This window comes from Streptomyces sp. IBSNAI002 (assembly GCF_052244475.1).
In the GTDB taxonomy this organism is placed as follows: domain Bacteria; phylum Actinomycetota; class Actinomycetes; order Streptomycetales; family Streptomycetaceae; genus Streptomyces.
Genome location: NZ_JBQPXG010000002.1, coordinates 6,278,592 through 6,304,913 on the forward strand (window position 1 = coordinate 6,278,592; position 26,322 = coordinate 6,304,913).

20 protein-coding genes and 1 riboswitch are annotated in these 26,322 nt (G+C 72.5%); of the genes, 15 read left to right on the forward strand and 5 right to left on the reverse strand.

Annotation, left to right across the window (positions count from 1 at the left end; translation table 11 throughout):
- Window positions 1-29 precede the first annotated feature (29 nt).
- Entirely contained in the window at window positions 30-1,637 is a 1,608-nt protein-coding gene (locus ACTVZO_RS30115) for a glycoside hydrolase family 13 protein (protein WP_443301307.1), read from the forward strand.
- Between the two features lie 50 nt (window positions 1,638-1,687).
- On the opposite strand, the gene ACTVZO_RS30120 is transcribed toward ACTVZO_RS30115, so the two are convergent.
- Entirely contained in the window at window positions 1,688-2,920 is a 1,233-nt protein-coding gene (locus tag ACTVZO_RS30120; RefSeq protein WP_443301309.1) for a citrate synthase, read from the reverse strand.
- A gap of 70 nt (window positions 2,921-2,990) precedes the next feature.
- On the opposite strand from ACTVZO_RS30120, the gene ACTVZO_RS30125 reads away from it, so the two are divergent.
- Complete coding sequence (locus ACTVZO_RS30125; protein ID WP_443301310.1) at window positions 2,991-4,142, forward strand: citrate synthase/methylcitrate synthase; 1,152 nt, start codon at window positions 2,991-2,993, stop codon at window positions 4,140-4,142.
- Window positions 4,143-4,156: 14 nt separating this feature from the next.
- On the forward strand, window positions 4,157-5,281 hold the full coding sequence (locus ACTVZO_RS30130; protein ID WP_443301311.1) for a CobW family GTP-binding protein: 1,125 nt from the start codon (window positions 4,157-4,159) through the stop codon (window positions 5,279-5,281).
- Window positions 5,282-5,299: 18 nt separating this feature from the next.
- Here ACTVZO_RS30130 and ACTVZO_RS30135 read toward each other — a convergent pair whose 3' ends face one another.
- Both ACTVZO_RS30135 and ACTVZO_RS30140 read right to left on the reverse strand, forming a co-directional pair.
- Window positions 5,300-7,372 carry a restriction endonuclease gene (locus tag ACTVZO_RS30135; RefSeq protein ID WP_443301312.1) on the reverse strand — a complete coding sequence of 691 codons (2,073 nt, stop codon included), beginning with the start codon at window positions 7,370-7,372 and terminating at the stop codon, window positions 5,300-5,302.
- Window positions 7,373-7,481: 109 nt separating this feature from the next.
- Window positions 7,482-9,938, reverse strand: coding sequence for a DNA gyrase/topoisomerase IV subunit A (locus tag ACTVZO_RS30140; RefSeq protein WP_443301313.1), 2,457 nt, complete (start codon window positions 9,936-9,938; stop codon window positions 7,482-7,484).
- Between the two features lie 191 nt (window positions 9,939-10,129).
- Here ACTVZO_RS30140 and ACTVZO_RS30145 point away from each other — a divergent pair, with 191 nt between their 5' ends.
- The 4 genes from ACTVZO_RS30145 to ACTVZO_RS30160 all read left to right on the forward strand — a co-directional run bounded on the left by ACTVZO_RS30145 (window position 10,130) and on the right by ACTVZO_RS30160 (window position 14,910).
- The gene (locus ACTVZO_RS30145) at window positions 10,130-11,479 is read left to right on the forward strand and encodes a M16 family metallopeptidase (RefSeq protein ID WP_443301314.1); all 1,350 of its coding nucleotides are present in this window, start codon (window positions 10,130-10,132) and stop codon (window positions 11,477-11,479) included.
- Between the two features lie 20 nt (window positions 11,480-11,499).
- Entirely contained in the window at window positions 11,500-12,867 is a 1,368-nt protein-coding gene (locus ACTVZO_RS30150; RefSeq protein WP_443303310.1) for a M16 family metallopeptidase, read from the forward strand.
- Window positions 12,868-13,061: 194 nt separating this feature from the next.
- Window positions 13,062-13,221: riboswitch (cyclic di-AMP (ydaO/yuaA leader) on the forward strand.
- 12 nt (window positions 13,222-13,233) lie between these two features.
- Window positions 13,234-14,031 (forward strand): M23 family metallopeptidase, encoded by a 798-nt coding sequence (locus ACTVZO_RS30155; protein WP_443301315.1) that lies wholly within the window; start codon window positions 13,234-13,236, stop codon window positions 14,029-14,031.
- A 201-nt stretch (window positions 14,032-14,232) separates the two neighbouring features.
- Window positions 14,233-14,910: a GntR family transcriptional regulator gene (locus ACTVZO_RS30160; protein WP_443301316.1), complete on the forward strand. Its 678-nt coding sequence runs from the start codon at window positions 14,233-14,235 to the stop codon at window positions 14,908-14,910.
- Window positions 14,911-15,150: 240 nt separating this feature from the next.
- On the opposite strand, the gene ACTVZO_RS30165 is transcribed toward ACTVZO_RS30160, so the two are convergent.
- Window positions 15,151-15,432, reverse strand: coding sequence for an HPr family phosphocarrier protein (locus ACTVZO_RS30165; RefSeq protein WP_266783732.1), 282 nt, complete (start codon window positions 15,430-15,432; stop codon window positions 15,151-15,153).
- A 184-nt stretch (window positions 15,433-15,616) separates the two neighbouring features.
- Here ACTVZO_RS30165 and ACTVZO_RS30170 point away from each other — a divergent pair, with 184 nt between their 5' ends.
- The 4 genes from ACTVZO_RS30170 to ACTVZO_RS30185 all read left to right on the forward strand — a co-directional run bounded on the left by ACTVZO_RS30170 (window position 15,617) and on the right by ACTVZO_RS30185 (window position 21,042).
- Window positions 15,617-18,460, forward strand: a complete 2,844-nt coding sequence (locus ACTVZO_RS30170; RefSeq protein WP_443301317.1) for a bifunctional acetate--CoA ligase family protein/GNAT family N-acetyltransferase — start codon at window positions 15,617-15,619, stop codon at window positions 18,458-18,460.
- 51 nt (window positions 18,461-18,511) lie between these two features.
- On the forward strand, window positions 18,512-19,120 hold the full coding sequence (locus ACTVZO_RS30175; RefSeq protein ID WP_384216124.1) for a DUF5998 family protein: 609 nt from the start codon (window positions 18,512-18,514) through the stop codon (window positions 19,118-19,120).
- Window positions 19,120-20,325 carry an alkaline phosphatase family protein gene (locus tag ACTVZO_RS30180; RefSeq protein WP_443301318.1) on the forward strand — a complete coding sequence of 402 codons (1,206 nt, stop codon included), beginning with the start codon at window positions 19,120-19,122 and terminating at the stop codon, window positions 20,323-20,325. The genes ACTVZO_RS30175 and ACTVZO_RS30180 overlap by 1 nt, the downstream gene beginning before the upstream one ends.
- Window positions 20,326-20,391: 66 nt before the next feature.
- The gene (locus ACTVZO_RS30185; RefSeq protein ID WP_443301319.1) at window positions 20,392-21,042 is read left to right on the forward strand and encodes a thymidine kinase; all 651 of its coding nucleotides are present in this window, start codon (window positions 20,392-20,394) and stop codon (window positions 21,040-21,042) included.
- Window positions 21,043-21,186: 144 nt separating this feature from the next.
- Here ACTVZO_RS30185 and ACTVZO_RS30190 read toward each other — a convergent pair whose 3' ends face one another.
- Window positions 21,187-21,807 (reverse strand): hypothetical protein, encoded by a 621-nt coding sequence (locus ACTVZO_RS30190; protein WP_443301320.1) that lies wholly within the window; start codon window positions 21,805-21,807, stop codon window positions 21,187-21,189.
- Between the two features lie 361 nt (window positions 21,808-22,168).
- Between ACTVZO_RS30190 and ACTVZO_RS30195 the strand changes: the two genes are divergently transcribed.
- From ACTVZO_RS30195 to ACTVZO_RS30210, 4 genes are all read left to right on the forward strand, one after another.
- A complete protein-coding gene (locus ACTVZO_RS30195; RefSeq protein ID WP_443301321.1) occupies window positions 22,169-23,155 on the forward strand; it encodes a Gfo/Idh/MocA family protein in 987 nt (328 codons plus the stop codon).
- Window positions 23,152-24,150: a Gfo/Idh/MocA family protein gene (locus ACTVZO_RS30200; protein WP_443301322.1), complete on the forward strand. Its 999-nt coding sequence runs from the start codon at window positions 23,152-23,154 to the stop codon at window positions 24,148-24,150. The genes ACTVZO_RS30195 and ACTVZO_RS30200 overlap by 4 nt, the downstream gene beginning before the upstream one ends.
- 291 nt (window positions 24,151-24,441) lie before the next feature.
- Window positions 24,442-25,068, forward strand: coding sequence for an FMN-dependent NADH-azoreductase (locus tag ACTVZO_RS30205; protein WP_443301323.1), 627 nt, complete (start codon window positions 24,442-24,444; stop codon window positions 25,066-25,068).
- Window positions 25,069-25,121: 53 nt separating this feature from the next.
- Window positions 25,122-26,315: a cytochrome P450 gene (locus ACTVZO_RS30210; protein ID WP_443301324.1), complete on the forward strand. Its 1,194-nt coding sequence runs from the start codon at window positions 25,122-25,124 to the stop codon at window positions 26,313-26,315.
- Window positions 26,316-26,322 lie beyond the last annotated feature (7 nt).

A 26,322-nucleotide genomic window follows, 5' to 3' on the forward strand; every position in this document is an offset into this window, starting at 1 on the left:
GCCCGGCCGCCCCCGTGAAAGGACCCCTCGTGGCTGACCTTCCCCTGCCCGAAGACGCCGCCGGCTGGTGGCGCACGGCCGCCATCTACCAGGTGTACGTACGCAGCTTCGCCGACGGCGACGGGGACGGCACCGGCGACCTCGCGGGCGTCCGGGCCCGGCTGCCCTACCTCGCCGAACTCGGCGTGGACGCCCTGTGGTTCACCCCCTGGTACCTCTCGCCCCTCGCCGACGGCGGCTACGACGTCGCCGACTACCGCACCATCGACCCCGCGTTCGGCACCCTCGCCGAAGCCGAGAAGCTGATCTGCGAGGCCCGTGAGCTGGGCATCCGAACCATCGTCGACATCGTCCCGAACCACGTGTCCGACCAGCACGCGTGGTTCCGGGCCGCCCTCGCGGCCGGCCCCGGCAGCCCCGAGCGGGAGCTCTTCCACTTCCGCCCGGGCCGCGGCGAGCAGGGAGAACTGCCCCCCGGGGACTGGCCGTCGCAGTTCAACGGCGCCGCCACCTGGACCCGGGTGCCCGACGGGGAGTGGTACCTGCACCTGTTCACCCCGCAGCAGCCGGACCTCAACTGGGACCATCCCGCCGTCCGCCGCGAACACGAGGAGATCCTGCGCTTCTGGTTCGAGCGGGGCGTGTCCGGCGTACGCATCGACTCGGCGGCCCTGCTCGCGAAGGATCCGGCCCTGCCCGACCTGGCAGGGCGCTCACCCGAGCCCTGGCCCGGTGAGATCCACCCCTACATCGACCGCGACGAGCTGCACGACGTCTACCGCTCCTGGCGCGCCATCGCCGACGAGTACGAGGCCGTCTTCGTGGGGGAGGTCTGGCTGCCCGACTCCGAGCGCTTCGCCCGCTACCTGCGCCCCGACGAGCTGCACACCGCCTTCAACTTCTCCTTCCTCAGCTGCCCGTGGGACGCGGGACGGCTGCGCACCTCGATCGAGGAGACGCTCGCCGAGCACGCGCCCGTCGGGGCCCCGGCCACCTGGGTGCTCTGCAACCACGACGTGACCCGTACGGTCACCCGCTACGGGCGCGCCGACACCGGCTTCGACTTCGCCGCCAAGGCCTTCGGGACCCCGACCGACCTGGCGCTGGGCACCCGGCGGGCGCGTGCCGCGGCCCTGCTGACGCTGGCCCTGCCCGGCGCCGTGTACGTCTACCAGGGCGAGGAACTGGGCCTGCCGGAAGCTGATATACCGCTCAGCCGGATCCAGGATCCGATGCACTTCCGCTCCGGGGGCACCGACCCCGGCCGCGACGGCTGCCGGGTCCCGCTGCCCTGGACCGCGCAGCCGTGGAACGAGCCCTGGCTGCCACAGCCCGCGAACTGGCCGGAGTACGCAGCCGACCGGCAGGACGGCGACCCGGACTCCATGCTCAGCCTCTACCGGACGGCGCTCGGACTTCGCCGCGCGGCGGCCGGCTTCGGGGGCGGCTCGCTGGAGTGGCTGCACGCGCCGCCCGGGGTGCTCGCGTTCACCCGGCCCGACGGGCTGGTCTGCCTGGTCAACCTCTCCGAGGGGCCGGTCCCGCTGCCGGCCCGCACCCGGCTCCTGCTGGGCAGCTCCGCCCTGGACGACTCGGGGCTGCTCCCGCAGGACACGGCGGTCTGGCTGCGGGCCTGACACCGCGGCCGGACCGCTGACGCCGGCCCAGCTCCGGTGTCCGGCGTGCGTCACGGCATCGGCATCGGCTGTGGCGGGCGGGGCCCCTGGTACTGCCCGCTCGGCCGCATCCGCAGCGGCCGCTCCTGGTACTCCTCCAGCGCGTGCGCGATCCAGCCCGCCGTGCGCGCCACCGCGAAGACCGTCTCCCCGGCCTCCGCAGCCATCCCGCACGACACCGTCAGCACGGCCAGGGCCAGGTCCACGTTCGCGTGCAGCCCGCCCTGCCGGCCCGTCACCGCGGCCACCTCGCGGGCCGCGCCCAGCGCGGGCGCGGCCTGGGGCAGGCCCTCCAGCCGGTCGAACAGGGCCCGCGCCCGCGGGTCCTCCCCCTGGTACAGCCGGTGGCCGAGCCCGGGCACGCGGCGTCCCGCCCGCAGGTACTCCGCGACCACCGGCGCGGCCCCGCCGCGCTCCAGGACCTCCACCAGCATCCGGTGCGCCAGCCGTCCGGCCGCGCCGTGCAGCGGCCCCTCCAGTGCTCCGAGCCCGGCCGACACCGCCGCGTACGGATGGGCCCGCGCCGACGCGGCCACCCGTACGGCCAGCGTGGACGCGGCCAGATCGTGGTCGACGAGCAGTGCCAGCGCCAGGTCGAGGGCGGCCAGGGCGTCCGGGTCGGGCTCCTGCCCGGTGAGCCGCGACCACAGCTGCCGGGCGATGCGGGCGTCGCCGGCCCACCGGGCCGGCCCCCGTACGGGCAGGGCGCCGACCAGGGTGGGGATCAGGCAGCGTGCGGAGCCCAGTACGGACTCCTCGGACAGGTCGAAGCGCAGCGGGTCCGCGACCGCGGCGGCGGCGACGGCCACCCGCAGCCGGTCCACCGGCCCGCTGTGCCCGGGCAGGGCGGCGACCGCCTTGCGGGCCGCGGCGAGCGGCTCCGGAGGAGCGGTGAACCGCGCCCCGTGGACGAGGCTCCCCGTCCACAGCCACTCGGCGACCTCCTCGTAGCGGTACCGCGAGGCCAGGGCCACGGCGTCGACGCCCCGGAAGTAGTAGCGGTCGGCCTCGATGAGCGTGAGGGAGGTGCGGACGGACAGTTCCCCGGCGGGCGGGGCCGCCGCCTCGCGGCGGCTGCGCCGGGCGAGCTCCGCCACCTCGGCCGCGTCGAAGGTGCTGCCGCGGCCGACCTGGTCGCGCCGGCTGGTCAGCTGGCCCCGGCTCACATAGGCGTACACCGTCGCGGGCTTCACCCCGAGCAGTTCGGCGGCCTGCCGGGTGGTGAGCCGTCGCTCTTCATCCATGCACGCAAGCCTACATAGATTGATTCAATCAATATTGACAAGGATTCCGTCAATCCTCGATGGTCGATGCATGAACACCACCGTCGCAGTGCCCCGCGGTCTCGCGGGAGTCGTGGTCACCGACACCGAGCTCGGTGACGTCCGAGGCCGTGAAGGCTTCTACCACTACCGCCAGTACTCGGCCGTCGAGCTCGCCGAGAGCCGCAGCTTCGAGGACGTGTGGCACCTGATGTTCCGCGGCGCCCTGCCCGCGGACGCCGCCGGGCGCGCCGCGTTCGCCGCGGAGACCGCCCCGCTGCGCCGCCTGCCCGCCGCGGTACGGGACGCCCTCCCCGCCCTCGCCCGGGCCTCCGCGCTCTCCGGGCCGCTCGCCGGACTGCGCACGGCGCTCTCGCTGCTCGGCGCGTCCGCCGGATTCCGCCCGGTCTACGACCTCGACCCGGAGCGCCGGGCCGCCGACGCACTGGCCGCATGCGCCGCCGTACCGACCCTCCTCACCGCCCTGCACCGGCTGGGACAGGGGCTGGAGCCGGTGGAGCCGCGCGAAGACCTCCCGTACGCCGCCAACTACCTGTACATGCTGACCGGGCAGGAGCCCCGTCCCGCCCCGGCCCGCGCGATAGAGCGGTACCTGATCTCCACCGTCGACCACGGATTCAACGCCTCCACCTTCACCGCCCGGGTCATCGCCTCCACCGGCGCCGATGTCGCCGCCTGCCTCACCGGTGCGATCGGGGCGCTCTCCGGCCCGCTGCACGGCGGCGCCCCGAGCCGGGCCCTGGACACGCTGGACGCCATCGGCACCGCGGACCGGATCGGTCCGTGGATCCGCGAGCGGGTCCTGGCGGGGGAGCGGATCATGGGCTTCGGCCACCCCGTCTACCGCACCGAGGACCCCCGCTCACGCATGCTGCGCGACATCGCCCGCGGGTTCGGCGGGCCGCTGGTGGACTTCGCCGTCGAGGTCGAGCGCCAGGTCGAGGAGATCCTCGCCGAGCTCAAGCCGGGCCGCGAACTGCACACCAACGTGGAGTTCTACGCGGGTGTGGTCATGGAACTGTGCGGGCTCCCGCGCGAGATGTTCACCCCGACCTTCTGCGCGGCCCGCGTGGTGGGCTGGAGCGCGAACATCCTGGAACAGGCGGCCGATTCGAAGATCATCCGACCGGCCGCCCGGTACACCGGGCCCACCCCTCCGCAGCCGGTGCCCGCCCTGGGCTGACTACGATCGACCGGGTGAACAGCAGGCAGCCCATCCCCGTCGTCGTCCTCGCCGGATTCCTCGGATCCGGCAAGACCACCGTGCTCAACCACCTCCTGGCCCACCGCGCCGGAACCCGGATCGGGGTCGTCGTCAACGACTTCGGGTCGATCGAGATCGACGCCATGTCGGTGGCCGGCCAGGTCGGCGACTCGATGGTCTCCCTCGGCGGGGGCTGCCTGTGCTGCGCCGTCGACGGCAGCGAGCTCGACGCGTACCTGGAGAAGCTCGCCGCTCCCGCCCACCGGATCGACGTCATCGTCATCGAGGCGAGCGGGCTGGCCGAGCCCCAGGAGATGGTCCGGATGCTCGTGGCCAGCGAGAATCCCGGCATCCGCTACGGCGGGATGGTGGAGGTCGTGGACGCGGCGGAGTTCGACGCGACCCGGGCCCGGCACCCCGAGACCGACCGGCACCTCGCCGTCGCGGACCTGGTCGTGCTCAACAAGACCGACCGGGTCGACGCCGCGGAGCGGGCCCGGATCGAGGGCCTGCTGACCACCCTGTGCGCCCCCGGCATCCCGGTGGTCGGAGCCGACCACGGGCGGATCGACCCCGAGCTGCTCTTCGACCGGCGGCCGTGGACCGAGACCCGCGGACAGCTCTCCTTCGAGGACCTGCTCGCGGAGGCCGAGGACCACGACCAGGACCACGACCACGGTGCCCACGCCCATGCGGCGTACGAGAGCGTCGAGTTCGTCTCCGAGCAGGCCCTCTCGCCCCGCCGGTTCATCGACTTCCTCGACCGCCGCCCCGCCGGGCTCTACCGGATCAAGGGCTTCGTCCACTTCGGCGTGCCCGGGCACGGGGAGAAGTACGAGGTCCACGCGGTGGGCCGGTTCCTCCGCTTCGCCCCGCAGCCCTGGGGGCGCGGCGAGCCCCGGCTGTCGCAGCTGGTGCTGATCGGCTCCGGCACGGACGGCGCGGGCCTGCTGCGCGAGCTCGACGCCTGCCGTGAGGAGGCGCCGCACGAGCTCGGCCCCGAGAGCATGTGGGGGGTGCTGCGGTACGTGGCCCGGCCGGAGGGGCCGGAGGGGTCGGAGGGCGAAACGGCCGAAGGCCAGGCCGAAGCCCAGGAAGAGCCTACGGCCGGGGCCTAGCCGGGGACCGGCCCGGGCTCAGGCGACCTCGACCCCGTACTCGCGCAGCAGGTCCTCCAGGCCGCCCCGGTAGCCCTTGCCGCCGATCACGAAGTCCCAGTCGCCGTTCGCCCGGCGCCGGAAGGAGCCGAGGACGAGCGCCGTCTCGCCGGCCCGGCCGTCGGACACCTCCAGCTCCCCGGCCTCCGCGCCCGAGGCGTCGAGGAGCCGGATCCGGGCGTCCGTGAAACCGGCCAGGTCGGCGTGCGGGTCGGCTTCCGGGTCGATCGCGGCCACCAGGACCAGCCGGTCGGCCTCGCGGGGCAGGGCGTCGAAGGTGACCTCGAGTGCCGCCTTGTCGGGCGCCGTGTGCGCGCGGGCGCGCACCGAACCGTCAGGAGTCCCCGGGTTGTTGAAGAAGACGAAGTGGTCCTCGCTCAGCACCCGGTTGCCCGTGCAGACCAGCGCGCACACGTCGAGCGCGACCGCACCCGACCAGTACATGCCGAGCACGTTGTGGTCCGGGGAAGGGGAAGGCGCGGGTTCGGATGCCCGCTGCGCCGGGACGCCCGCGGGGCCGCCGCCGAGGCGGCCGCGCAGCCCGTACTGGTGCAGCAGTTCCACGAGCCTGTCGCCGGGAACCAACTCCAGCGGCTTGCCGTTGGCAAAGGTGTACGACCCCGGCCCGAAGGACGCGGTGGTGACCAGCACCCCCTTGTTCGCCCCCTTGTCCTGGACCGTGCCGTACAGATCCCGCACCGCCGTGGGCGAGACCGTGTTCCGGTAGCGCTTGACCTGCACCACGATCCGCCCGCCCGTGATGGGGGACGGGTCGTTCGCCTCGATGTCCACCCCGCCGTCGCCCGAGCGCTGGGTGGTCAGCGCCTCCATGCCCATCGCCCGGAAGAGCTCCGCCACCAGGTTCTCGAAGGCGATCGGGTCCATCTCGAACAGGTCGGGCTCGTCCTGGCCGCCGTCCGCGTGCCCGCCGTGGCTGACGACCCCGACGCCGAGCTCGTCGGGCCGGCGTCCCGCGCGTACGGCCGTCAGCTGGTCGGGCCGCGCCGACAGCTGCCCGCGCAAGCCCTCCACCAGGCAGTCCACCGCGCTGACCTGCTCCAGCCGAAGCCCCGCGAAGGCGGAGCGGGGCGCCGACACCGAAGCGAGCACGAACTGTGCCTCCCGGCCCGTCGCCGGATCGGGGCAGTCGACGAAGCCGTTCACCACGACCGAGTCCAGCACGCCGAACTCGTCCGCCGCGTACAGCTCACGTATGACGAGCAGCATGGATTGCGCCAGCAGGTCCCGGTACAGGGCGCGTCGTTCCGTGACCGAGCGGGGCTTCACCTTGTCCTGGTCGGTACTCGGCAGATACTGGACCGAGCGGGCCTCCGGTACCACCGCGTACCCGGGCAGCTCCCAGTCCAGGACGAGCTCGCGCTCCCCCGGGCCGTACGCCGCCGCCACCTGGCGCGGCAACGCCTCGGGCCAGGCCGTGGAGGTGTACAGGGCGGCCGAGAAGTATTCGACCACCGCTTCCGAATCGCCCGCGCGCAGGGCCCCGGCCAGCTCGGTGAGCCCGTCGTTGTGCGTCCGGATCCCGGCGAGCTGCTGCGCCGCCCACTGGTCGTACTGCTGCCGGTACGAAGCCAGTTGCTGCTGCCGCTGTGCCTCGGCGGCATTCGCCGCCTGCCAGGCCTCGGTGTACCGGGCGTGTGACTCCCGCTCGGCCTGGGCCCGGTTGGCCGAGCCGAGGGTCCAGCCGCTGCTCTGGTGCTGGAACTGCTCGATGCGGGGCATCGGCACCTGTTGCGCCAGGGTGCCGGGGCTGAACGGCTCCAGCTGTTCGGATCGCACCAGGGCGGCCATCCGGAAGGCCGGTGCCCTGCACCCCGTGACCAGCAGGCCTTGCAGGGCAGCCACCTCGGCGTCGATCTCGGCGGTGCGCCGCCGGGCCTCGGACTCCCGGTGCTGCCGGTGGCTACGGGCCGCCTCGCGTTCGTACGCCCGTTGTCGGCGTTCCGCCTCGCGCTGCTGTATCTGCTGCGTCTGCTGCATCCGGCGCTGGGCCTCTGCCCAGTCTCCGATCACTCCGCCCGCACGACGACTCATCAGCTCTGTTCTCCCCGCCCCACCAGCCAGTGCCAAGGGGGAAAACACTAGTCGCCATTCGGGTGGTACGTCCCCCCTAGGGCGTACCACCTGAATGGCGACTTCCGTCCTACAGCACGCCCCCGGCCAGCGCGGCCACGGTGGCGGGCAGCGCGGCCCCCGATCCGTCGCGGCGCGGGTCCACGGGCGGCAGTCCGGCCGGGGTTCCGTTCGCGGCGGCCGCCCGGACCGGCGCGTTGCCCGCCCAGGCCAGGACCAGCACGTCCTCGCCCTTCAGGAACCGCTGGCAGCGCACGCCGCCGGTGGCCCGGCCCTTGCGCGGGTACTGGTCGAACGGGGTCAGCTTCCCGGACAGCACCGAGTCGTCCAGCGTCCCGTGCGAGCCGGCGACGGTGAACACCATCGCGTCCCGGGCCGGGTCCACGGCCGAGAAGTGGATCACCTTCGCGTTGTCGGCGAGCTTGATGCCGGCCATGCCGCCCGCCGGGCGGCCCTGCGGGCGCACCTGGGAGGCCGGGTAGCGCAGCAGCTGGGCGTCGTCGGTGAGGAAGACCAGGTCCTCCTCACCCGTGCGCAGTTCGACCGCGCCGACGATCCGGTCGCCGTCCTTGAGGGTGATGACCTCCAGCTCGTCCTTGTTGGCCGGGTAGTCCGGCACGACGCGCTTGACCACGCCCTGTTCGGTGCCCAGCGCCAGGCCCTGCGAGGACTCGTCCAGCGAGGTCAGGCAGACCAGCTTCTCGTCCGCCTCCAGCCCGGAGAGGAACTCCGACACCGGTGCGCCGCCCGCCAGGTTCGGCGCGGCGTGCGTGTCCGGCAGCTGCGGCAGGTCGATCACCGACAGCCGCAGCAGCCGCCCGTACGAGGTGACGGCGCCCACGTCGGCGCGGGCGGTCGCCGCGACCTGCGAGACGATCAGGTCGTGCCTGGCGCGGGCGCCGCCCTCCTCCGCGGGCAGCGGATCGCCGTTCGCGGTCCGCGCCAGCAGGCCGGTCGAGGACAGCAGTACGCGGCAGGGGTCGTCCGCGACCTCCAGCGGAACGGCTGCCACCGCGGTGCCCGCGGACTCCAGCAGGACCGTACGCCGCTCGGTGCCGAACTTCTTGGCGACCGCGGCCAGTTCCGTGGAGACCAGCTTGCGCAGCTCGGTGTCGGACTCCAGGATCCCGGTCAGCTCGTCGATCTCGCCCGTCAGCCGGTCGCGCTCGGACTCCAGCTCGATCCGGTCGAAGCGGGTGAGCCGGCGCAGCGGGGTGTCCAGGATGTACTGGGTCTGGATCTCGCTCAGCGAGAAGCGCTCGATGAGGCGCTCCTTCGCCTGCGCGGAGTTGTCGCTGTCCCGGATGAGGCGGATGACCTCGTCGATGTCGAGCAGGGCCACCAGCAGGCCCTCGACCAGGTGCAGCCGGTCGCGCCGCTTGCCGCGGCGGAACTCGCTGCGCCGCCGGACGACCTCGAAGCGGTGGTCGAGGTAGACCTCCAGCAGCTCCTTGAGGCCGAGGGTGAGCGGCTGCCCGTCCACCAGCGCCACGTTGTTGATGCCGAAGGACTCCTCCATCGGCGTCAGCTTGTAGAGCTGCTCGAGCACGGCTTCAGGATGGAAACCGTTCTTGATCTCGATGACCAGGCGCAGGCCGTGCGAGCGGTCGGTGAGGTCCTTGACGTCCGCGATGCCCTGGAGCTTCTTCGAGCCGACCAGGTCCTTGATCTTCGCGATGACCTTCTCGGGGCCGACCGTGAACGGCAGCTCCGTGACGACCAGGCCCTTGCGGCGGGCCGTCACGTTCTCCACCGCGACCGTCGCGCGGATCTTGAACGTGCCGCGGCCGTTCTCGTAGGCGTCCTTGATGCCCGAGAGCCCCACGATCCGGCCGCCCGTGGGCAGGTCCGGACCCGGGACGAAGCGCATCAGCGCCTCCAGGTCCGCCTGCGGGTAGCGGATCAGGTGGCGGGCGGCCGCGATGACCTCGCCGAGGTTGTGCGGGGGCATGTTGGTGGCCATGCCGACCGCGATCCCGGACGCGCCGTTGACCAGCAGGTTCGGGTAGGCGGCGGGCAGTGCCACCGGTTCCCGCTCCTGGCCGTCGTAGTTGGCGGTGAAGTCGACGGTGTCCTCGTCGATCGACTCCGTCATCAGTGACGTGGCGTCGGCCATCTTGCACTCGGTGTAACGCATGGCGGCCGGCGGGTCGTCGTTGCCGAGCGAACCGAAGTTGCCGTGGCCGTCGACCAGCGGCAGCCGCATGGAGAAGGGCTGGGCCATGCGCACGAGGGCGTCGTAGATCGACGCGTCACCGTGCGGGTGGAGCTTGCCCATGACCTCGCCGACGACACGGGCGCACTTGACGTAGCCGCGGTCGGGGCGCAGACCCATCTCGTTCATCTGGTAGACGATGCGGCGGTGCACCGGCTTCATGCCGTCACGGGCGTCGGGCAGGGCACGGGAGTAGATCACCGAGTACGCGTACTCGAGGAAGGAGCCCTGCATTTCGTCGACGACGTCGATGTCGAGGATCTTCTCCTCGAAATCCTCCGGCGGCGGGGTCTTCGTGCTGCGGCGGGCCATCGCTGCGCGGCTCCTTAACCAAGAATGGGTGTGCGGGGGTCTGACGCGGACCATTGTGGCCCGAGGCACCGACAACCCGGACTCCGACCCCAGGGGGTGACCCGGGAACTTATCCGGTCGTCGACGCGCTTGCATACAGTGGCAGGTCTGACGGAAATCTCTGCATCGCGTATCGAAGGGACCACATGCCCATGGGTCACACGGCCACAGCCCAGGCCGGCTCCGGCGGCCTGACAGCGACCGAGCACCGGCTGGCCAACGGCCTGCGCGTGGTGCTGTCCGAGGACCACCTGACCCCGGTCGCCGCGGTCTGCCTCTGGTACGACGTCGGCTCGCGCCATGAAGTCAAGGGGCGTACCGGCCTGGCTCACCTCTTCGAGCACCTGATGTTCCAGGGCTCGGCGAACGTGCCGGGCAACGGGCACTTCGAGCTGGTCCAGGGGGCCGGCGGCTCGCTCAACGGCACCACCAGTTTCGAGCGCACCAACTACTTCGAGACCATGCCGACCCACCAGCTGGAGCTCGCGCTGTGGCTGGAGGCGGACCGGATGGGTTCGCTGCTGGCCGCGCTGGACGACGAGTCCATGGAGAACCAGCGCGACGTCGTCAAGAACGAGCGCCGCCAGCGGTACGACAACGTCCCGTACGGCACCGCCTTCGAGCGGCTGACCGCCCTCGCCTACCCCGAGGGCCACCCGTACCACCACACGCCGATCGGCTCCATGGCCGATCTGGACGCCGCCTCCCTCGAGGACGCGCGCGCCTTCTTCCGCACGTACTACGCGCCCAACAACGCGGTCCTGTCGATCGTGGGCGACATTGACCCTCAGCGCACGCTCGCGTGGGTCGAGAAGTACTTCGGCACCATCCCCTCGCACGACGGCAAGCAGCCGCCCCGGGACGGTTCGCTGCCCGAGGTCATCGGCAGCGAGCTGCGCGAGGAGATCGTCGAGGAGGTCCCGGCGCGTGCGCTGATGGCCGCCTACCGGCTCCCGCACGACGGCACCCGCGAGTGCGACGCCGCCGACGTGGCGCTGACCGTCCTGGGCGGCGGCGAGTCCTCCCGGCTCCACAACCGCCTGGTACGCCGCGACCAGACGGCCGTCGCGGCCGGGTTCGGCATGCTGCGCCTGGCCGGAGCGCCCTCGCTGGGCTGGCTGGACGTCAAGACCTCCGGCGGCGTCGAGGTCCCGGACATCGAGGCGGCCGTGGACGAGGAGCTCGCGCGGTTCGCCGCCGAGGGCCCGACGGCCGAGGAGATGGAGCGCGCGCAGGCGCAGCTCGAGCGGGAGTGGCTGGACCGGCTGAGCACGGTCGCGGGCCGCGCCGACGAACTGTGCCGGTTCGCGGTGCTCTTCGGCGACCCGCAGCTGGCGCTGTCCGCGGTCCAGCGGGTCCTGGACGTGACCGCCGAGGAAGTACAGGCGGTGGCCGCGGCCCGGCTGCGCCCGGACAACCGCGCGGTGCTGGTCTACGAGCCGCTGGCCGGCTCCGACGAGTCCGCCGGGAACGACGACGAGAACGAGGGGGCGGAGCAGTGAGCGACACCGCAGCCGTCACGATGACCTTCCACCCGCGCCCGCAGGCCGGGGAGCCGCAGCCGTGGGCCTTCCCGGCCCCGGACCGCTCGGTGCTGTCCAACGGCCTGACCCTGCTGCGCTGCCACCGGCCGGGTCAGCAGGTGATCGCGGTCGAGGTCAACCTCGCCGCCCCGCTGGACGCGGAGCCCGAGGGCCTGGACGGGGTGGCGACCATCATGGCCCGCGCCCTGTCCGAGGGCACCGACAAGCATTCGGCCGAGGAGTTCGCGGCCGAGCTGGAGCGCTGCGGCGCCACCCTCGACGCGCACGCCGACCACCCGGGTCTGCGGGTCTCCCTGGAGGTCCCGGCCTCCCGGCTGCCCAAGGCGCTCGGCCTGCTCGCCGAGGCCCTGCGCGCGCCGGCCTTCGCCGACTCCGAGGTCGACCGGCTGGTGCGCAACCGGCTCGACGAGATCCCGCACGAGCTGGCCAACCCGCAGCGGCGCGCCGCCAAGCAGCTCTCCAAGGAGCTCTTCCCGGCCGGCCTGCGCATGTCGCGCCCGCGCCAGGGCACCGAGGAGACGGTCGCCCGGATCGACTCCTCGGCCGTACGGTCCTTCTTCGAGGCCCACGTACGCCCCGCCACGGCCACCGCGGTCGTGGTCGGCGATCTGACCGGCATCGACCTGGACGCGGTCCTCGCCGACACCCTGGGCGCCTGGACGGGCAACACCGCCGAGCCCCTGCCGGTGCCGCCGGTGACCGCCGACGACACGGGCCGCGTGGTCATCGTGGACCGGCCCGGAGCGGTCCAGACGCAGCTGCTGATCGGCCGGATCGGGCCGGACCGGCACGACCGCGTGTGGGCGGCCCAGGTGCTCGGCACGTACTGCCTGGGCGGCACCCTGACGTCGCGCCTGGACAAGGTGCTGCGCGAGGAGAAGGGGTACACGTACGGCGTGCGCGCCTTCGGCCAGGTGCTGCGCTCCACCGCCGACGGCCGGGGCGCTTCGATGCTCGCCATCAGCGGCTCGGTGGACACCCCGAACACCGCCCCGGCGCTGGAGGACCTCTGGAAGGTGCTGCGCACCCTCGCGGAGGGCGGTCTGACCGACACCGAACGGGACGTGGCGGTGCAGAACTTGGTGGGCGTGGCCCCGCTCAAGTTCGAGACGGCGGCCTCGGTCGCGGGCACCCTGGCCGATCAGGTCGAGCAGGAGCTGCCGGACGACTACCAGGCGCAGTTGTATGCGCAGCTGGCCGAAACGGGCACGGTGGAGGCGACTTCGGCGGTCGTGAAGGCCTTCCCGGCCGACCGTCTGGTCACGGTGCTGGTGGGTGACGCGACGCAGATCGAGGAGTCGGTGCGGGCCTTGGGGATCGGCGCCGTGAGCGTCGTCACCAACTGACCCCGGCCGACGGCACGACAAGGGGCTCTGGCGGACATATCCGCCGGAGCCCCTTTTGTCCGTTTAGCGGAGAGGTTGCTTTTATGTGGTGTGGCGTACGCAACAAAAGGGCGTGTCTGTTTGCCGATTGACTGATGATCCGCCTAGCGTCACCTGTGCTGTCCGTCAGTTGTACCCGCCGCATCCGCGGCACCGGACAGCGATCGCCGAGTCCCCGTCAGGCGCGAGCCTGGGGAGCCGGGGACCCACATCAGTCCCTGGGGTGAATCGGACCGCCTCGCAAGAGGAGGCCCGTAGGAGACCTTCCTGCTCCGAACCCGTCAGCTAACCCGGTAGGCGAGAGGGAAGGAAAGGATCAGCCCCTTCATGGCGTTTGGCAGTCGTGCCGCCGGTAAGCACCGTGGTTCCAGCCGTTTGAGCCGCAAGACCGCCGGCTACGCCGGCATAGCCGCCCTCGCCACCACTGGTGTCGTCGGCTCCCTCGCCGCTCCGGCCTTCGCCGCGGACAGCAGTGACAACCACTCCGCCTCGGACAACGCGCTCGGCGCGGTCGTCGTCGCCGAGGACCTCGCGGGTGACATCCAGGACCAGGCCGCGTCCCAGCAGCGTGCCGCCGAGCACGCCGCCGCCAAGGCGCAGGCCGAGGCCGACGCGAAGCAGCGGGCCGCCGAGGCCAAGCGCCTCGCCGAGGCCAAGGCGAAGGCCGAGCGCGAGGCCGCCGAGCGCGCGGCCCGCGAGGAGGAGCGCAAGCGCCTCAACACCTTCGTCTCCCCGCTCGACAGCTCGTACGTCAGCACGCAGTACAAGGCGGGCGGCGGCATGTGGTCCTCCGGCAGCCACACGGGCATCGACTTCCAGGCGCCCTCCGGCACCTCCGTCCACTCGGTGGGCGTCGGCGTCGTGGTCGAGGCCGGCTGGGGCGGCGCGTACGGCAACAACGTCGTGATCAAGCACAACGACGGTACGTACACCCAGTACGGGCACATGTCCTCGCTGAGCGTCTCCGTCGGCCAGCAGGTCACCCCCGGCCAGCAGATCGGCCTCTCGGGCTCCACGGGCAACTCCAGCGGCCCGCACCTGCACTTCGAGGCCCGCACCGGTGCCGACTACGGCTCGGACATCGACCCGATCGCGTACCTGCGCTCGCACGGCGTCAGCCTCTGACCCGCACCCCACCGCTCACCGAAGGCCCCGGCTCCCCGAGCCGGGGCCTTCGTGCTGCCCGCCGGATACATGTTCGTCATTTCCGGCGGCTCTCTGAAATTATCGTGTGTTGCAATAGAGTCGCAGCACGCGCAGGCGCGTCATGGATATGCGCGGTCTTTGGCGTGGCAGTCGAAAATCGGAGATGGCGGAGGTCCGGTCTTGCGTATTCCCGCGCACGCGGTATGCACTGCGATCCGCGACGACATCGTCTCCGGGGTCTTCGGGCCGGGCGGCAGGCTGACCGAGGAAGTGCTGGCCCGGCGGTACGGGGTCTCGCGGGTCCCGGTCCGCGAGGCGCTGCGGACCCTGGAGTCCGAGGGGTTCGTGACCACGCGGCGGCACGCGGGCGCCTGTGTGGCCGAGCCGACCGAGCAGGAGGCCGCCGACCTCCTCGAGCTGCGGATGCTGCTGGAGCCCCTGGCGGCGGCCAGGGCGGCCCGGCGGCGCACCGAGGGGCACCTCAAGGTGCTGCGCGGGCTGGTCAGGCTGGGCCAGGAGCGGGCCAGGCGGGGCCAGGGCGAGGACCTGCGGTCGCTGGGCGGCTGGTTCCACGAGACCCTCGCGCAGGCCTCCGGGAGCCCGGGCCTGATCGCGCTGCTGACGCAGATGCGGCACAAGCTGGCGTGGATGTACGTGGTGGAGGCGCCGGCCCGGCCGGTGGACTCCTGGGCCGAGCACGGGGCGATCGTGGACGCGGTGGCGCGGGGGGACGCGGAGCGGGCGCGGACGCTGACGGCCATCCACGCCGACCGGGCGGCGGGCGCGCACCGGCCGCGGCCGCGGGCGGCCGTGAGCACTTCGCAACCTGCCGTAAACATGTCGAGCGGCCGTCATTAACAGGAGCCGTATACAAAGGTGGGGTATTCGTGCGCCGCTTCCGGAATTCCGGTCGGCGTCAATTCGGCGTGCCGAAAATCAACCCCGCCCGGTGCGCCGAATTCCGGATGCGCCGGATTCCCCTGCGTGAACGCGAAAGCCGCGGTCCCCGGATGGCGGGGCCGCGGCTTGCGCGCGTGGACCGTGCGGGCCTGTGGGCCCGTGTGGTCGCGGGGCGACGGAGGTGTCGAACCCGAAGGGTCAGACGGTCTCGGGGAGCTCCTCGAGACCCTCGGCGACCAGCTTCGCGAGGCGGTCGAGCGCCGCCTCGGCGCCTTCGGCGTCGGACGCGAGGACGATCTCCTCGCCGCCCTGGGCGCCGAGGCCCAGAACCGCCAGCATGGAAGCGGCGTTGACGGGGTCGCCGCCGGCCTTCGCGATGGTCACCGGGACGCCGGAAGCGGTCGTCGCACGGACGAAGATCGAGGCGGGACGAGCGTGCAGGCCCTCGGCCCAGCCGACGTTGACGCGGCGCTCTGCCATGGTGATGCCCTTCAGGTTCTTACGGTTGTCTAGACCAGTCTCTCACGACGTCCGGAATGCTCGGACCGACCTTCGGCCCGAATCCTCCGCCGTTCGACCTTCCCCAGCTTGCACGGGTTTGCCCCAGTGTGCCTGATGCGCCGCGCGCACGCTGGCAGGCGGTTTCCGGCCGTAAGGTAGGCCCATGACCACCGAGTCGGACCCTTCGTACCCGGCCCACTGGGAGGCGGACGTCGTCCTGCGCGACGGCGGCACCGCCCGGATCAGGCCGATCACCCCGGACGACGCGGGCCGGCTGGTCAGCTTCTACGAGCAGGTCTCCGACGAGTCGAAGTACTACCGCTTCTTCGCCCCCTACCCCCGGCTCTCCGACCGCGACGTGCACCGCTTCACGCACCACGACTACGTGGACCGCGTCGGCCTCGCGGCGACCATCGGCGGGGAGTTCATCGGCACCGTCCGCTACGACCGCATCGGAGCCGACGGCCGGCCCGCGTCCGGACCCTCCGACGAGGCCGAGGTCGCCTTCCTCGTCCAGGACGCCCACCAGGGCCGCGGGGTGGCCTCCGCCCTCCTCGAACACATCGGCGCGGTGGCCCGGGAGCGCGGCATCCGCCGGTTCGCCGCCGAGGTGCTGCCCGCCAACACCAAAATGATCAAGGTGTTCACGGACGTCGGCTACCAGCAGAAGCGCAGCTTCGAGGACGGCTCGGTCCACCTCACCCTCGACCTCGAACCCACCGCCGAATCCCTCGCCGTGCAGCGCGCCCGCGAACAGCGCGCCGAGGCCCGCTCGGTGCAGCGGCTGCTCGCCCCCGGCTCGGTCGCGGTGATCGGAGTCAGCCGCTCCGGCGCGGGCGTGGGGGCCGCGGCCCTGCGCACCCTGCGCGACAGCGGCTTCCACGGCCACCTCTACGCGGTCAACGAGGCGGTCGCCCTCGACCTGCTCGAGGGCGTACGGGCCTACCGCACGCTCGACGCCGTCGGCGCCCCCGTCGACCTCGCGGTGATCGCCGTTCCGGCGGACCGGGTCCCCGAGGCCGTCGCGGCCTGCGGCGAACACGGCGTCCAGGGGCTCGTCGTGCTGTCCGCCGGATACGGGGAGAGCGGGCCGGCCGGCCTCGCCCGCCAGCGCGAACTCGTGAAGCAGGTGCGTTCGTACGGGATGCGCCTGATCGGGCCCAACGCCTTCGGGGTGATCAACACCGCGCCGGAGGTGGAGCTCAACGCCTCGCTGACGCCCGCGCCGATGCCGATGCGCGGCCGGACCGGCCTGTTCACGCAGTCCGGGGCGATCGGCATCGCCCTGCTCTCCGCCCTGGTGCGCCGGGGCGAGGGGCTGTCCTCGTTCGTCTCCGCGGGGAACCGGGCCGACGTCTCGGGCAACGACATCCTCCAGTACTGGTACGACGACGAGGCGACCGATGTCGCCCTGCTCTACCTGGAAACCCTCGGCAACCCGCGCAAGTTCACCCGCCTCGCCCGCCGGACGGCTGCCGTCAAGCCGGTGGTCGTCGCCAGGGGCGGCCGCCACACCCCCGCCGGACACGTGGTCCCGGGCACCCGGCTGCCGGAGGCCACCGTCTCCGACCTGCTCCGGCAGGCGGGCGTGATCCGGGTCGACACGGTGACGGAGCTGGTGGACGCCGGGCTGCTGCTGGCCTCGCAGCCGCTGCCCGCCGGACCGCGCGTCGCGATCCTCGGGAACTCCGAGTCCCTCGGGGTCCTGACCTACGACGCCTGCCTGACCCAGGGGCTGCGGCCGCTGCCGCCGCTCGACCTGACCACCGCGGCCTCGCCCGAGGACTTCCGGACGGCGCTGGCCGCGGCGCTGGCCTCCGACGCGAACGACGCGGTCGTGATCACCGCGATCCCGTGGGTGAACGAGCAGACCCCGGCGGACGACCTCGCCGAGGCGCTGCGCTCCGCGGTGGCCGGCCGACCCGGCAAGCCGGTGGCGGTCGTCCACGTGGAACTCGGCGAGCTGGCCGAGGCACTGGCCGCTCCACAGACCACGCCCGCGCAGGGCGACCCCGCCCCGCCCGCTGCCGCCCCGCCGGCTTCCGCCCCGCCGGCTTCCGGACCGCCTGCCTCCGGGCCGCCTGCCTCCGGGCCGCCGGTTTCCGAGGCGGCCGGCCGGGCCGAGCCGGGGCCCGGCGGCAGGATCCCGAGCTATCCCGCCGCAGAGCGGGCCGTCAACGCGCTCGCCGAGGCCGTCCGGTACGGGCAGTGGCGGCGGGCCAACGCCGAGGCCGGGCACGTGCCCGAGTACGAGGACATCGACGAGCCCGGGGCCGCCGCCCAGCTGGCCGGGCTGCTGGCCGACGTCGACGGCGGAGCCGTGCTCACCCTCGCCGAATGGGACGCCCGCGAGCTGCTCGGGCGCTACGGGATCCGCGTCCTGCCCGCCCTGCCCGCCCCCAGCCCCGACGCGGCGGTCCGCGCCGCCGGGATCCTCGGCTACCCGGTCGCCCTCAAGACCACCGCCCCCCACCTGCGCCACCGGGCGGACCTGGGCGGCGTACGGCTCGACCTCAGGAACGAGTCCGAGCTGCGTTCCTCGTACGAGGACCTCACCGGGCTGCTCGGGAAGCCGGCGGAGCTCCAGCCGGTGGTCCAGTCGATGGTGCCCCGCGGGGTCGACACGGTCGTCCGCTCCGTCATCGACCCGGCCGCCGGCGCCGTCCTCTCCTTCGGGCTCGCCGGCGTCGCCTCCGAGCTGCTCGGGGACACCGCGCACCGCCTGGTCCCGGCCACCGACCGGGACGCGGCCGGACTGATCCGGTCGATCCGGGCCGCACCCCTCCTGTTCGGCTGGCGCGGCAGCGACCCCGTCGACACCCCCGCCCTGGAGGAGCTGCTCCTGCGGCTGTCCCGGCTGGTCGACGACCACCCCGAGGTGATCGGGGTCTCCCTGGAGCCCGTGGTCGTCGCCACCGCGGGACTCTCCGTGCTCAGCGCCACCGTCCGCGTGGCGCATCCGCCCGCCCGCGGTGATCTCGGCCCGCGGACCCTCCCCAGCTACTGAGCGGGTCCGCGCGCGGCCGGGATGCCCCGTACGGGCCTTAGGATGGACCTCATGGCGAAATCCGGTACGACGACCCAGGGGCTGCGCACGGCGATCGAGCGCAGCGGCTACTACCCGGCCCTCGTGGCCGAGGCCGTGGAGGCCGCGGTGGGCGGCGAGCCGATCTCGTCGTACCTGGTCCACCAGGAGACGACCTTCGACTCCAACGAGGTCCGCCGCCACGTCACCGTGCTGGTCCTGACCGGCAACCGCTTCATCGTCAGCCACACCGACGAGCAGGCCGCGGACGCCGGGTCCCCGTCCCCGTACGCCACCACCTCCACCGAGTCGGTCAAGCTCTCCAGCATCTCCTCCGTGGTGCTCAGCCGCGTCGTCGCCAACCCGGAGTCCTACACGCCCGGCACCCTGCCCCGCGAGGTCGTCCTGACCATCGGCTGGGGCGCGGTCTCCCGGATCGACCTGGAGCCGGCCGCTTGCGGCGACCCGAACTGCGACTCCGACCACGGCTACACCGGCAACTCCACCGCCGACGACCTCAGCCTGCGCGTCAGCGAGGCGGGCGACGGCCCGGAGGCGGTGCGCCAGACCCTGGTCTTCGCGCAGGCACTCTCCGAGGCAACGGCAGCCACGGCGGCCACGTCCTCCCCCTCCGCCCGCTGATGACGTACCCCGCGGCGCAGAACTGGCAGGACGAGCCGGAGCTGCTGGACCTCGCGGCGGCGCCCGTCCCCGAGTACGGCACGGGCTCGCTCGCCGACCTGCTGCCCACCCTCGTGGCCGGCCAGGGAGTGCCCGGCTTCTCCGCGGCCATCGCGGAGCTCGCGCCGGCCGACCGGAACTGCGTGTTCCTGGTCGACGGCATGGGCTGGGAGCAGATCAAGGCCCACCCGGACGAGGCCCCGTACCTGACCTCCCTGCTCGGCAGCTCGCGCGGCGGCACCGGCCGCCCGGTCACCGCGGGCTTCCCCGCGACCACCGCGACCTCGCTGGCCTCGGTCGGAACCGGCCTGCCGCCCGCCCGGCACGGCCTGCCCGGCTACGCGGTGCGCAACCCGGCCACCGGCGAGCTGATGAACCAGCTGCGCTGGCAGCCGTGGACCCAGCCGAAGGCCTGGCAGCCGTACCCGACCGTCTTCCAGCAGGCGGACGCGGCCGGCGTGGCCACCGCGCAGGTGTCCTCGCCCGCCTTCCAGACCACCCCGCTCACCAAGATCGCGCTGAGCGGCGGCACCTTCCTTGGCCGGATGACCGGCGAGGAGCGGATGGACCTCGCCGCGGACCGCCTCGCGGCCGGTGACCGCTCGCTCGTGTACACGTACTACAGCGAACTCGACGGGGCCGGCCACCGGCACGGGGTGAACTCCGACGCCTGGCGCGGCCAGCTGATGTACGTGGACCGGCTGGTGCAGCGGCTCGCCGAGCAACTCCCGCCGCGCAGCGCGCTGTACGTGACCGCCGACCACGGCATGGTGGACGTCCCCTTCGACGAGGAGTCGCGGATCGACTTCGACGAGGACTGGGAGCTGGGCGCGGGCGTGGCCCTGCTCGGCGGCGAGGGCCGGGCCCGGCACGTGTACGCGGTACCGGGCGCCGAGGCCGACGTGCTGACGGTGTGGCGAGAGGTGCTCGGCGACCGGTTCTGGGTCGCGAGCCGCGAAGAGGCCCTGGAGCTGGGCTGGTTCGGGGTACCGGGGGAGTGCGACGAGCGCGTGCTCGGCCGGATCGGCGACGTGGTCGCCGCCGCTCAGGCCGATGTCGCCATCACCGCCTCCCGCAACGAGCCCAACGAGTCCGCGCTCGTCGGCATGCACGGCTCCATGACGGCGGCCGAGCAGCTCGTCCCGCTGCTCGAGATCCGCACCTGACCGCCGCGTCCCCTCCCCGAACCCTCCCCCCCCGCAGCCCACGACCCGAAAGGTCCCGTACTTCCCATGCCCGAGCTGGTGTTCTTCTCCGGAACGATGGACTGCGGAAAGAGCACCCTGGCGCTCCAGATCGCCCACAACCGTGACGCGCGGGGGCTCCAGGGCGTGATCTTCACCCGTGACGACCGGGCGGGCGAGGGCAAGCTGTCCTCGCGGCTCGGGCTGGTGACGGAGGCGGTCGAGGCTCCGGAGGGCATGGACCTCTACGCGTACCTGGTGGCCCAGCTCTCGAAGGGCGGCAAGGCGGACTACGTGATCGTGGACGAGGCGCAGTTCCTGGCCCCGGAGCAGATCGACCAGCTGGCGCGCATCGTGGACGACCTGGACATGGACGTCTTCGCCTTCGGCATCACCACGGACTTCCGCACGAAGCTGTTCCCGGGCTCGCAGCGCCTGATCGAGCTGGCGGACCGGCTGGAGCAGCTCCAGGTGGAGGCGCTGTGCTGGTGCGGGGCGCGGGCCACGCACAACGCCCGTACGGTGGGCGGGGAGATGGTCGTCGAGGGCGCCCAGGTCGTCGTCGGCGACGTGAACCGCCCGGCGGAGGAGATCGGCTACGAGGTCCTGTGCCGCCGCCACCACCGCAAGCGCCTGACCTCGGCCTCCGCCCACGCGGGCGCCCTCTCCCCGGACGTCCTTCCCGTCAACCACTCCTAGGGCCTGTCGTCAAACTCCCGTCGTCGCCCGGAGGGCGGCCCTGCGGCGAGAGCGCGTGCCAGGCGTCGCGGGCCAGACGGGAGTTTGACCACAGGCCCTAGGCGCGGTCGCGGCAGCCGCAGGACGTGACCCCCGTGGTGGGGGTCAGTTGCCTCGGAGGGCGGGGCTGGGTTCACCGGCGGCCGGGCCGTGGAGTTCGGCGAGCAGCCGCTTGCGGTGGCGGCTGCGGCGGACTGCGGTGACGAGGACGATCGCAGCGCTGATGCCGAGTCCGAGGACGGGCAGGGCGACGGCCAGCGCCAGCCAGCCCATGAGCGCGAAAAGGCCTCCGGAGTCCCCGATGGCGTACGTGGAGGGTGCCTGGGACGAGCAGGTGACCTCGTAGTCGCCTGCTCGCGGCACGTCGATGACGTAGATCGGATTCCAGGTCTCGGCACGGGTGAGGAACACGTCGACGCCCGGCTCGGTGAGACGGGGGCCGCCCGGCCCGGTGACGGCGCACTCCGGGGAGGCCGTCGGGCCGAACTCCTGGTCCTTGATCCAGATCGCCCTCCCGCTCCCCGGCTCGAGCCGCAGGGTGACGGTGTCCCCGTCGGCGAAGTGACGGCCGGTGTCCACCGCGTCGATCACCTTGTGGAAGCGGTACACGCCGATGACCGCACCCAGTGCGATCAGTACGACGGCGATCGAGGCCGCTGCGGCATACCAGTGACGGCCGGGCCGGAGATCGTTCGCCGGTATGCGCGGAGGTGCGAAGTGCTGCATCCGCGCATCCTAAGCGCCCCGTGCCACCCGGCCACCCGCACCCGGCCACCCGGTCGGCGGGCCGCGGGCCCGCTGGCTCCCGGCCTCACGGCGAGGCTTCCTCCGGGGCCTCACGGGACTCCTGTCGCGGACCCGCGGGCCGTGCCCGGCAGCGTGCCGGGCGTTCGGGGTGAACTCCCGGCAGAGAGGCGGAGGCTGAGACTACCCACGCTGGTGATGGTCCCGTCCGGGTGGTGCGGGTGAGACTGATCGGACTTCAGACGTGCTGGGCGTCGGCGGTCATGCCGGGGCTGCGCCCGGCCGAGGGCTCCCGTAGCCGGGTCGCCTGTCAAGACGATCGGGAAGAAAGGCGGGGGATGCCGTGAAGCGACTCGAAGTGGCATTGATGGGCGCGGGGCTGATCGCACGGTTCCATCTGGACGCGTGGACCACCATCGGCGCGTCCGTGCGGGTCCACTCCACCGACGGCCGGGCCGAGGAACTCGCGCGCGAGTTCGGTGCCAAGGCCGTCGGTTCCCTGGAGGAAGCGCTGGACGGCGTGGACGTCGTGGACATCTGCACCCCGACGAGCACCCACCACGCGATGGCCATGGCCGCCATCGCCGCGGGCGCGGGCGTCGTGTGCGAGAAGCCGCTGGCGAGCACCACCGCCGAGGCCGAGGAGATCGTCGCGGCGGCCGAGCAGGCCGGTGTGGCGCTCTACCCCACCCACAACGTGCGGTTCGCCCCCGCGTACGGCCGGCTCGGCGAGCTGGTCGCGGCGGGCAGCGTCGGCGCGGGCACGGTCGCCCGCTTCACCGTGGCCGGATACCATCCGCGGCCGTGGAGCGGGCAGGCGTCCGCACGGTCGGGCGGCATCGTGACGGACCAGATGCTGCACGGCGTCGACCTCGCCCAGTGGGTGTTCGGCGACGTCGTGCGCGTGCACGCCTACTACCAGGGTGACATCGCCGCACCGGCCCCGACCGGAGCCGTCGGGGTCGGCACCGCCGTCCTCACCCACGCGAGTGGCGCGATCAGCCAGGTCGTGAGCCGCTGGATGGCGACGCCCGTGCCGCCCTACCGCCTCACCTGCCATGTCTCGGGCACGGGCGGGACGGTGCTCTACGACTCCGAATGGCCCCAGGAGGTCAAGGGGTTCGGCGGTTCGGCCGGGGACCTCGCGCACTTCGGGGAGACGCCGTTCGTCTCCATGATCCGCGAGTTCGCCCAGGGGTTCACGGGCGGGCCCGCGCCGCGCCTGGGGGCGCGGGACGGACTGGCCGCCATCCGCATCACCCAAGCCGCGGCGGAGTCCGCGTGGACCGGACGTGCCGTGGAACTGACCGTGAAGGGGGCCGCCGCATGAAGGTCGCCGTGTTGTCGTTCGCCCATGAGCGGGCCGCGACGTACGCCCGGCTGCTGCACGGCATGCCCGGCGTCGAGCTGATCATCGCGGACCCCGACGGTGCGCCGGGTGATCCCGCCCGCGGGCGGGCCGTGGCCGCGGAGCTGGACGCTCCGTACGCGGAGGGCTGGGACGAGGTGTTCGCCCTGAGCCCCGAGGCCGTGGTGGTCACCAGCGAGGCCGACCGCCGCCGCGACCTGGTCGAGCGGGCCGCCCGGGCCGGGGCGCACGTGCTGGTCGAGCAGCCGATGGCAGCCGAGGAGGCGGACGCCCGGGCCATGGTGCGCGCCTGTGAGGACGCGGGCGTGCGGCTGACCCTGGCCTCGCCGGCCTGCTTCAGCCCGGCGTTCACCGCCGTGCGCGAGGGCATTGCCGCCGGTGAGGCCCTCGGCACGCTGACGACCATGCACGGGTCGTACAACACCCCCGCGACCGGGGGAGCGCAGGACGGCGGGGCGCTGGGCGCCAACGCCGCGGTCCTGCTCGACCTGGTGGACGCGGTGCTCGGCGGGGAGCCGGCGCAGCAGGTGTACGCGCAGGCGAACAGCGTCCTCGGCGGGCGGCCGGGCGTCGAGAGCGCGGCGCTCGTCTCCGTGCGGTACGCGGGCGGGGCGGTCGCGTCCATCGACTGCAGCCGGATCCTGACGGCGGCCCCCTCGGCCGGCTCGCCCGTCGGGGGACCGGCCATGACCTTCATCGGCGAGAAGGCGAGCGTGGAGTTCAACGCACGCCCGCGGCTGCTCGGCGGGTTCGACGCCGCCACGGGCGGTGAGCGGTGGGAGGCCGGCGGGGCCGACCTGGACGCGGTCATGCTCGGCGCGTTCGTCGCCGCCGCGGCCGGGCGGGGACAGGCAGCCGGCCCGGACGGTGCGGCCGGGCTGCGCACCCTGCGCATCATCGGGGCGGCCTACGAGTCGGTGCACACGGGCCAGCCCGTCGATCTGGCCGGTTCCTGACCCTCCGGCCCCGGCCGAAGCCGCCGTCGCTTTCCCAAGCGGCGGCGGCTTTCGAAATTCCAGGCGGAATTCACTCAGGGAATGCCTGAGGTCCGCTACAACAGTGCTCGAAGTGCGCCGACTTGCCGTCCCGGCCCTACCAGGCTGAGGGATGTTCCGCACAGTTGGCCGGATCTAGTCTGGCCCCAGAGGATCAAAGACCGCCCCATCGCGACGAATTCGGTACATCGATGGAATGTCGCGGGACGCGTAGACCTACATTTTTTCTTCGATCGTTAAGGGGACTCCGGGATGTCGCACCTCCTGCACATCGACTCGAGCATCGGCACTGAATCCGTGTCGCGCCAGCTGTCGGCCTACTTCGCGAAGGAGTGGCGCAGCAGCCACGCCGGCAGCGGCTACACGTACCGCGATGTCGTGGCCCAGCCGATTCCGCACATCACGCATCCCGTGCACCAGTCCCTCGTCTACCCGGACGGCGACCACGGCCAGAGCGAGCAGGAGCGCGACCTCACGGCGGCGATCACCGACGAGCTGCTCGGGGCGTCGACGGTCGTCCTCGGCGTCCCGATGCACAACTTCTCGATCCCGTCGACGTTCAAGGCGTGGCTGGACCGGATCGTCCACCCGGCCCACATGTCCATGCCCGGCAAGACCAGCCCGCTCAGCGGCAAGTCGGTGGTGGTCATCCAGGCGCGCGGCGGCTCGTACGCGCCCGGCACCCCCCGCGAGGACTTCGACTTCCAGGAGCCCTACCTGCGTGCGGTGCTGGAGGCCGTCGGTCTCGGGGACGACCTCACGTTCGTGAGCGCCGAGCTGACGATGGCCGCGCACGTTCCGCAGATGGAGCAGCTCCGGCCGCTGGCCGAGAGCTCCCTCGCGACCGCGTACGAGACCCTCAAGAAGCTGGCCGAATAGGCCCGGCACCGTCAAACGGGGCCACCGACATCATCTCGAGTGAGAAGGATTCCATGAGCGACGCAATTTCCTTCGAGGACCACTGGGCGCGAACCCATCAGTTCGATCCTCCTGCGATATTCGATTCGCTGCGTGAAGAACGCCCGCTCGCGAAAATGGTGTACCCCGACGAGCACGTCGGCTGGCTCACCACGAGTCACGAGTTGGCGCGCAAGGTCCTCAGCGACCCGCGATTCAGTCACAACATGGAAACCTGTCACTTCCCGACGACCCACTGGGGCGAGCTGACGCCGAACTCCCCGGAGATCCCGGGGATGTTCATCTACATGGACCCGCCGAACCAGACCCGCTACCGGCGTCTGCTGACGGGCGAGTTCACCGGCCGCCGCGCGAGCCAGATGACCTCGCGGGTCGAGGTCATGGCCGACGAGCAGATCAAGGTCATGCGCGAGCACGGCGGCACCGCGGACCTGGTGGAGGACTTCGCCGAACCGCTGGCCCTGCGGGTGGTGTGCGAGGTGGTCGGCCTGCCCTACGAGGAGCGCGACCGGTTCGCGCACGCGCCGAAGATCATGCACGACCCCGAGTCGAAGATGGAGGAGGTCGGCCCCGCCTACGAGCAGGCGCTCACCTACTTCTTCGAGCTCATCGAGCGCAAGCGGCAGCAGCCCGAGGACGACATCCTCAGCCGCCTCGTCTCCGACGGTCAGTTGACCGACGAAGAGATCTGCAACATGGTCGCCCTGCTGCTCTTCGCGGGCTACGGGACCACCGGGCCGGCGCTGGCCGTCAGCGCCTTCGCCCTGCTCCACCACGAGGACCAGCTGGCGGAGCTCCGCGCGGACCCGACCAAGCTCGACGGCGCGGTCGAGGAGCTCCTCCGCTACATCACCATCAACCAGTACGAGATCTTCCGCACCGCGACGGAAGACGTCGAGCTGAACGGTGAGACCGTCAAGAAGGGCGACACCGTCACGGTGTCGCTGCCCGCGGCCAACCGCGACCCGGCCAAGTTCGGGTGCCCCGCGAACCTGGACATCGACCGCGACACCTCGGGTCACATGTCCTTCGGCTACGGCGTCCACCAGTGCCTGGGCCAGAACCTGGCGCGCGTCGCCCTGCGGGTCGGCCTGTCGGCCCTGCTCCGGGAGTTCCCGGACCTCCGGCTGGCCATCGCGTTCGACGAGGTGCCGCTGAGCCTCAAGGGCTCCGTGTTCGGGCTGAAGAGCCTGCCCGTCTCCTGGTAATCCTTCC

Excerpts from the sequence above, each read along its gene's own strand:
- ACTVZO_RS30120 (WP_443301309.1), bottom strand. The coding sequence starts at position 2,920 with ATGGATGAAGAGCGACGGCTCACCACCCGGCAGGCCGCCGAACTGCTC.
- ACTVZO_RS30125 (WP_443301310.1), top strand. The coding sequence starts at position 2,991 with ATGAACACCACCGTCGCAGTGCCCCGCGGTCTCGCGGGAGTCGTGGTC.
- ACTVZO_RS30135 (WP_443301312.1), bottom strand. The coding sequence starts at position 7,372 with ATGAGTCGTCGTGCGGGCGGAGTGATCGGAGACTGGGCAGAGGCCCAG.
- ACTVZO_RS30140 (WP_443301313.1), bottom strand. The coding sequence starts at position 9,938 with ATGGCCCGCCGCAGCACGAAGACCCCGCCGCCGGAGGATTTCGAGGAG.
- ACTVZO_RS30145 (WP_443301314.1), top strand. The coding sequence starts at position 10,130 with ATGGGTCACACGGCCACAGCCCAGGCCGGCTCCGGCGGCCTGACAGCG.
- ACTVZO_RS30150 (WP_443303310.1), top strand. The coding sequence starts at position 11,500 with ATGACCTTCCACCCGCGCCCGCAGGCCGGGGAGCCGCAGCCGTGGGCC.
- ACTVZO_RS30155 (WP_443301315.1), top strand. The coding sequence starts at position 13,234 with ATGGCGTTTGGCAGTCGTGCCGCCGGTAAGCACCGTGGTTCCAGCCGT.
- ACTVZO_RS30165 (WP_266783732.1), bottom strand. The coding sequence starts at position 15,432 with ATGGCAGAGCGCCGCGTCAACGTCGGCTGGGCCGAGGGCCTGCACGCT.
- ACTVZO_RS30170 (WP_443301317.1), top strand. The coding sequence starts at position 15,617 with ATGACCACCGAGTCGGACCCTTCGTACCCGGCCCACTGGGAGGCGGAC.
- ACTVZO_RS30175 (WP_384216124.1), top strand. The coding sequence starts at position 18,512 with ATGGCGAAATCCGGTACGACGACCCAGGGGCTGCGCACGGCGATCGAG.
- ACTVZO_RS30180 (WP_443301318.1), top strand. The coding sequence starts at position 19,120 with ATGACGTACCCCGCGGCGCAGAACTGGCAGGACGAGCCGGAGCTGCTG.
- ACTVZO_RS30185 (WP_443301319.1), top strand. The coding sequence starts at position 20,392 with ATGCCCGAGCTGGTGTTCTTCTCCGGAACGATGGACTGCGGAAAGAGC.
- ACTVZO_RS30190 (WP_443301320.1), bottom strand. The coding sequence starts at position 21,807 with ATGCAGCACTTCGCACCTCCGCGCATACCGGCGAACGATCTCCGGCCC.
- ACTVZO_RS30200 (WP_443301322.1), top strand. The coding sequence starts at position 23,152 with ATGAAGGTCGCCGTGTTGTCGTTCGCCCATGAGCGGGCCGCGACGTAC.
- ACTVZO_RS30205 (WP_443301323.1), top strand. The coding sequence starts at position 24,442 with ATGTCGCACCTCCTGCACATCGACTCGAGCATCGGCACTGAATCCGTG.
- ACTVZO_RS30210 (WP_443301324.1), top strand. The coding sequence starts at position 25,122 with ATGAGCGACGCAATTTCCTTCGAGGACCACTGGGCGCGAACCCATCAG.